Source organism: Pectobacterium brasiliense, from assembly GCF_013449685.1.
In the GTDB taxonomy this organism is placed as follows: Bacteria; Pseudomonadota; Gammaproteobacteria; order Enterobacterales; family Enterobacteriaceae; genus Pectobacterium; species Pectobacterium brasiliense_A.
Window position 1 is genome coordinate 1 of sequence record NZ_JACDSF010000158.1, and the last position, 309, is coordinate 309.

At 50.5% G+C, this 309-nt stretch carries 1 pseudogene; it reads left to right on the plus strand.

Features of this window, described 5'->3' with window-relative positions:
* Positions 1–309 (plus strand): annotated as a pseudogene (locus tag H0248_RS21825) (MFS transporter); the annotation flags it as partial.

Consider the following 309-nt stretch of genomic DNA (forward strand, 5'->3'; position numbering starts at 1 on the left):
CAGGCAGGCCGAGCGTTTCTTTACCGACAGCAATATGATCCTGAACCTACCCGATTTTGTCAGCTTCATCTTCACGACAAAAGCACTCCCGTCTGCTTCTCTGATTTCGCCCATCAGGGTGAAAAAACGCGAACTGGAGATCTGTGCCGTTTCGCCCGCGATTGCCGCCACCGCAGCAACAGTAAACATCATCCTGGATTTTAACGAGGAGGAAACATCCTCCGTATCCGTATCAATACCGGATATCACCACAACGTGGCCCGATCTTTTTTTTGTGGAGGTGGGCGAAAAAGACACGACAACACCGAA